Source organism: Streptomyces sp. NPDC059456 (assembly GCF_042750055.1).
Lineage (GTDB): Bacteria > Actinomycetota > Actinomycetes > Streptomycetales > Streptomycetaceae > Streptomyces.
In genome coordinates this window covers 1-4823 of sequence record NZ_JBHYVA010000650.1, presented here as the reverse complement: position 1 = coordinate 4823, position 4823 = coordinate 1, and the positions used below count along the sequence as shown (strand labels likewise).

The following is a 4823-nucleotide window of genomic DNA, read 5'->3' as shown; positions in this document are numbered from 1 at the left end:
CGACGAGTCGCTCTGGCCGACCGGGCCCCCACGGCGCTCCGCGCCCTCGCCCACCGGCTCGCCGCGCGGCCCTCCACCGCCCGCGAGGACTACCCGCTGATCAGCGAACTCGTCCGCCGGGCCGGCTGCCCCGTGCCCACCACCGACGGCTGCGTCGAGGGCTGGGCGACGGCCGTACGGAGCTCCCGCGCCTCGCTCGTGGGCGCCCTGCGCCGCGACCCCCACCTCCGAGCGTTCGTCCCGCGCCTGTTCGACACCCCCGAACCGGTCACCCCCCTCGCCTGGGAATGCGAGCCCGGCGACCCCCACCAGTGGCCCACCGCGCTGGCCACCCTCGCCGCGGAAGGAGTCCTCGACCGAGCCGCCCTCCTCGACGGATGCACCGCCCGCCTGCTCCGCGGCGGCACCATGCCCGTACTCAAGCCCTACCGGGCCGTCCTGCAGGCCCTGCAACCGACCGAAGCGGAGGAGCGCGAGCGGACCGCCGACTGGATCGCGATCGCCGCCGACGCCCCGTCCTCCGTGGCCGGGTACGCGCAGCAGACGGTGGCCCGGCTCGCCTCGGCCGGACACGTCACCGCCGACCGGCTGGCAGAGATGTCGGCCGCGGTGCTCTTCCGCCCCGAGCGGGGGCTCGTACGGGCCCAGCTGGTGCTCCTCGGCAAGGCACTCGCCCGGGACCGGGCCGCCGCGCCCGAGCTGCTGCCGGTACTCGGCGAAGCGTTCGGCCACACGGACACCGACATCCAGGAGCGCGCGCTGAAACTGGCCGCCGCGCACCTCGGTGACGACGACCGGGTCCTGCGCGCCGAACTCGCCGACCGCGCACGCCTCCTGAGCCCGGTCCACCGGGCGCGGGCGGTGCAGGTCCTCGGCGCCGACGCCGCCCCCGACGACGAAGACACCGGCCCGTACGAGGAGCTCCTGCCGCCGCCCCCGCTCTCCGTACCGCTCGCCCCGGCCCCGGAGACGATCGCCGAAACCGTGGAGCTCGTCGCCGCCGTCGTCAACTCCCGTACCGAGAGGGTCGAGGAGTTCGAGCGGGCCCTGGACGGCCTGGTCCGCCACGCCCACCGCGACCGCGCCGCCCTGGCCGAGGCCCTGCGGCCCGCGCTCGCCGACCGCTACTGGCTCGACCCCGAACGCCGCCACCTGTACACCGGCGACCTGCCCGGCCTGGAACACGTCGCCGCCGCCGTCCTGGACGCCCGCCCCGCCGGGCAGGCGCGGCAGGCCCTCGTCAGCTGGCGCAGCGACTGCCACCACAGCGACGCGGCCGCCGCCCGGCACGCCCGCGTGGCGGAAGCCGCACAGCACATCCGCACCCGCCCGCTGCCCTTCCTCCTGGCCACCCCCACCCTGGACTCCGGAACCCTGGACCCGCACGTGCTCGTCGCACGGCTCGCCGCATACGCCCGCCAGGACGCCCGGCCCGCCCCGGCGGACTTCGCGCAGGCCCTGCTCCGCGTCCGCCGCGACGCGACCGCCCTGCCGGACGCGGCCGCGCTGGGCACCCCCGAGGGGGACAGGCTGGCCCACTGGCTCGGCGAGGGCGGCCGCCCCGCCGCCGTCACCCGCCGCACCGCGGCGCCCGAGTACCAACACCCCGGCGGCACACCCGACCAGCACGCCCTGGACACCGGCGAACGGGCCACCGTGCTGACGGAGTTCCCCGAGCAGTTCCGGGCCCTGGGGCGGGCGCGCACGGCACGGGGCCGCTGCTGGGACGGCGGAGCCCCCGAGTCCCTGATCGCCCTGCTGCCCGAGGACCGGGACACCCTGGCCGCCTGGTCCCTCCCCACCATCACGGCCTGCGCCCGCTACGACGAACGCGGCGGCACGGACATCCTGCCGGGGCTCGCCGCCGCCGGAGGCCCGGCCGGACCGGCCCTCCACCTCGCCGTCGCCACCGGACTCGGCGCCCGGCACGCCGAAGACCGGCTCCGCGCGGTGGACAGCCTCCTCACCCTTGCGGGCCGCGGCGACCTCGACACGGCACGCCTCGGCGCCGACCTCGCCGAACTGCTCGACCTGGGCACGGTCAAGCCCGGCCGCCTCGCCGACGCGCTGCGCACCACGGCCGCGACCGGCGCCCACGCCACGACCTGGGCGGTCCTCGCCGGCCTCCTGCCCGCCCTGCTCACCGGCTCCGCCGATCCGCGCGGTACGGGAGAACTCCTGGAGACGGCCGCGGCATGCGTCGAGCAGTCCGGTGCCGCCTCGCCGTGCCCCGCCGGCCTCGCCGAAACCGCGGCCCGCCCCGGCCGCTCCCGCCTCCTCACCCAGGCAACCCGCCTCCACGAGGCCCTGCACCGCAACGGGGGCGCCTAGGCCAGGCGGACCAGGAAGCCTGGGTCGGTGCCGCCACCGAAGCGGCGCATCCGACCGGTCGCCTGTCAGGCGAGTTCCAGCAGGCCGCCGAGGGATCCATGCCCTTGCGGTGCCTCTTGTGCGGGGTTCCGGGCGGCAGCCCTCCAGAGCCCATGACCGGCGGACTGGTGCATTCCGGTCCGCTCGGGCCCCTTCGCACCGGAGCGTCGAATTACGGAGTCCCCTGGTCGACCTGCCAGGGGATCTGCTGGAGCACGTCCTCAGGAGTCGGCGCGGCGTCCGGGTAGTACCGGCAGAACTCCCTGACAAGCGAGGCGTCGGCGGTCCCGAAGTCCCAACTCGTGCTGTCGAACTCCCGCAACACCACCCGCAGCTCATCACCCGCGAACCCCGCGAAGTCCGCATCGACAAACTGCAGGTTCGGCGCGACCAGGGCGAGTAGTTCCAGGGTGCCGATCCCGGCACCGGAGGCAGCCTTCTCGATCTGGGCAAACCCGGCATCGCGGCAGCCTGTGGCGTGCCCGAGGGTCTCGACCATGACCGTCTCGCACGCGTGCTGTGCTGTTCCCATGATGTCCTCATGCCGTGATGTGGTGGTCAGGCCGTCGACCCGGCCGGGCGGAGTACGATTGATGGATAGTTGGGCTGGAGGCGATCATCCGGAGACAATGCCCGCTCACGCAGGTATCTCCATTCGTTTTCGGCCCCGACGCATGCGCTTCGGGGGACCACGGACGAGCACATCCGGCATTGACCCTGTTGCAGCGACTTGATGCGCGGCCACTGCTCCATCATGGCGCCGCCTCAGCCGTTACCCTGTCTCGCTCTGGTGGGCCGAGAACCTGTCGAGGCTGCCCTCCGTAGCGCTGCAAGGACCGCAGTCCCCGACTGCCGCTTGCGTTTCACCCCCTGATCAAGGAGTTCCCCGCCGCATGTCCATACCGCCGCAACCGATGTCGTCCCCTGGGCCGTACCCGCCGCAGGGACCGTACGGATACCCGGGGCAGCAGGGCGCGCCGCAGGGTTGGTATCCGCCGCCGGTGTCGCAGAAGACCAACGTGCTGGCCATCGTCGCCTTCGTCATGTCGCTCGTCTGCGCGATTCCCCTGGTCCCGCTGGTCCTCGGCATCATCGCCCTGTCCCAGATCCGCAATCGGGGCGAGAAGGGCAAGGGCCTGGCCATCGCGGCCATTGCCATCCACGGCGCGACCATCGCGTTCTATGCGATCTTCGTGATCCTCGGGCTCACCGGATCGCTGGGCGACGCCGGAGACGCTTCCCAGCCGAAGCACGACACCGGAGGCCAGGTCAACGGCTCGGGATCCAGCAGCCAGATCAACGACATCCGCACGGGCGACTGCTTCAACACGGACGACGATCTGGCTGCCTACCAGGAGAAGGACGGCGGCCAGGCCCGCCGCTCGGTGCGCATCGTGTCCTGCGACCAGCCCCACAAGGGAGAGGCGTACGCCGTCTTCAACCTGGAGGACGGGGCGTACCCGGGCACGGACAAGGTCGTTGCGATCGCCGAGGAGAAGTGCGCGAGCACGAAGCTGGCCGACTACGTGGGCACGAACGCCAAGCTCTCACAGACGCTGGACGTGTACTACTACTATCCCCAGCTCACCTCCTGGACCTTCGGCGACCGCGAGGTCACCTGCTTCCTGGGCGACAGCAGCGGCGCGAGCACCGGCTCGCTCCGCTCCACCGGCTCCTGAACCGCTGCCGGCAGACGTCGACCACCTGACCGTGCCTGGTCGTACGCCGCCCAGCAGGGCGGCGGCGGCCGGTTCGGCCGTTCGGAAGTGGCTTGCGGTGCGGGGCGCGACGGGGCTCGTGGGGGCCCATCTGGGCGTTCATCCCGCCGGAGCGTGAGATGCCGCCGGTGAGCGGGCAGCGGGGCGAAGATCTCCCCGGCCGCTGCCGCGTGGGCGGCGGCCGGGGAGCGGAACCCCCTAGACCGGGCCGAACCACGTACAGGGTTCAGCCGGCGGGCAGCTCCAGCCCCGGTCGTCCAGACCGTCCGAGGCGGACGGGTCGCCGACGACGGAGCCGAAGGTGGACTTGGGCGGGGGCTCCTCCATCACGTAGCCGTTCGCTTTGGGGTCCTCCTCGGGGTGGTAGACACTCACCGCCTTCAGGAAGGGCTGGTACGTGTCCCAACGGCGCTCCACCGTCCCCAGCACGGGGAGGTTGAGCCGGGTTCCGCGTTCCGCGGCGCCCGCTTCGGACTTGTTGTACATGCTGCCTCCTTTCCCTCGCCGACGGCGGCGGCGGAACCCGCCGCCGACGGGCGGCCCTCACCTGAAGAGGGAGCCGATGGCCTTCGCGGCCAGAGGGATCAGCCAGGCGAAGTCCGCCTCGACGCCGCCGCTCTCGGTGCCCGCGGGCCCCCGGGGCGCGGGGGGGGGGGGGGCGCCGGGGGGCCGGGTCCGAGTGGCCCGGGCGGGCCGCCGGGGGCGGCGGGGGGGTTGGTGAGGGGGGTTTTTGTG

4 protein-coding genes are annotated in these 4823 nt (G+C 73.6%); 2 read left to right on the top strand and 2 right to left on the bottom strand.

From position 1 onward, the window contains the following. On the top strand, positions 1-2331 hold a 2331-nt coding region (locus ACFXA3_RS35570; protein WP_385194037.1), incomplete at its 5' end, for a DUF6493 family protein. A gap of 211 nt (positions 2332-2542) precedes the next feature. Here the strand turns inward: ACFXA3_RS35570 and ACFXA3_RS35565 are convergent. Then, positions 2543-2902 carry a hypothetical protein gene (locus ACFXA3_RS35565; protein WP_385194034.1) on the bottom strand — a complete coding sequence of 120 codons (360 nt, stop codon included), beginning with the start codon at positions 2900-2902 and terminating at the stop codon, positions 2543-2545. A 469-nt stretch (positions 2903-3371) separates the two neighbouring features. Here ACFXA3_RS35565 and ACFXA3_RS35560 point away from each other — a divergent pair, with 469 nt between their 5' ends. Next, on the top strand, positions 3372-4049 hold the full coding sequence (locus tag ACFXA3_RS35560) for a septum formation family protein (RefSeq protein ID WP_385194031.1): 678 nt from the start codon (positions 3372-3374) through the stop codon (positions 4047-4049). Between the two features lie 237 nt (positions 4050-4286). Here the strand turns inward: ACFXA3_RS35560 and ACFXA3_RS35555 are convergent, their stop codons facing one another. Next, positions 4287-4574 (bottom strand): hypothetical protein, encoded by a 288-nt coding sequence (locus ACFXA3_RS35555; RefSeq protein ID WP_385194029.1) that lies wholly within the window; start codon positions 4572-4574, stop codon positions 4287-4289. Positions 4575-4823: the final 249 nt, after the last annotated feature.

What these genes read in the sequence shown, in the direction of transcription:
- ACFXA3_RS35565 (WP_385194034.1), bottom strand. Translation starts at nt 2,902, where the DNA reads ATGGGAACAGCACAGCACGCGTGCGAGACGGTCATGGTCGAGACCCTC.
- ACFXA3_RS35555 (WP_385194029.1), bottom strand. Translation starts at nt 4,574, where the DNA reads ATGTACAACAAGTCCGAAGCGGGCGCCGCGGAACGCGGAACCCGGCTC.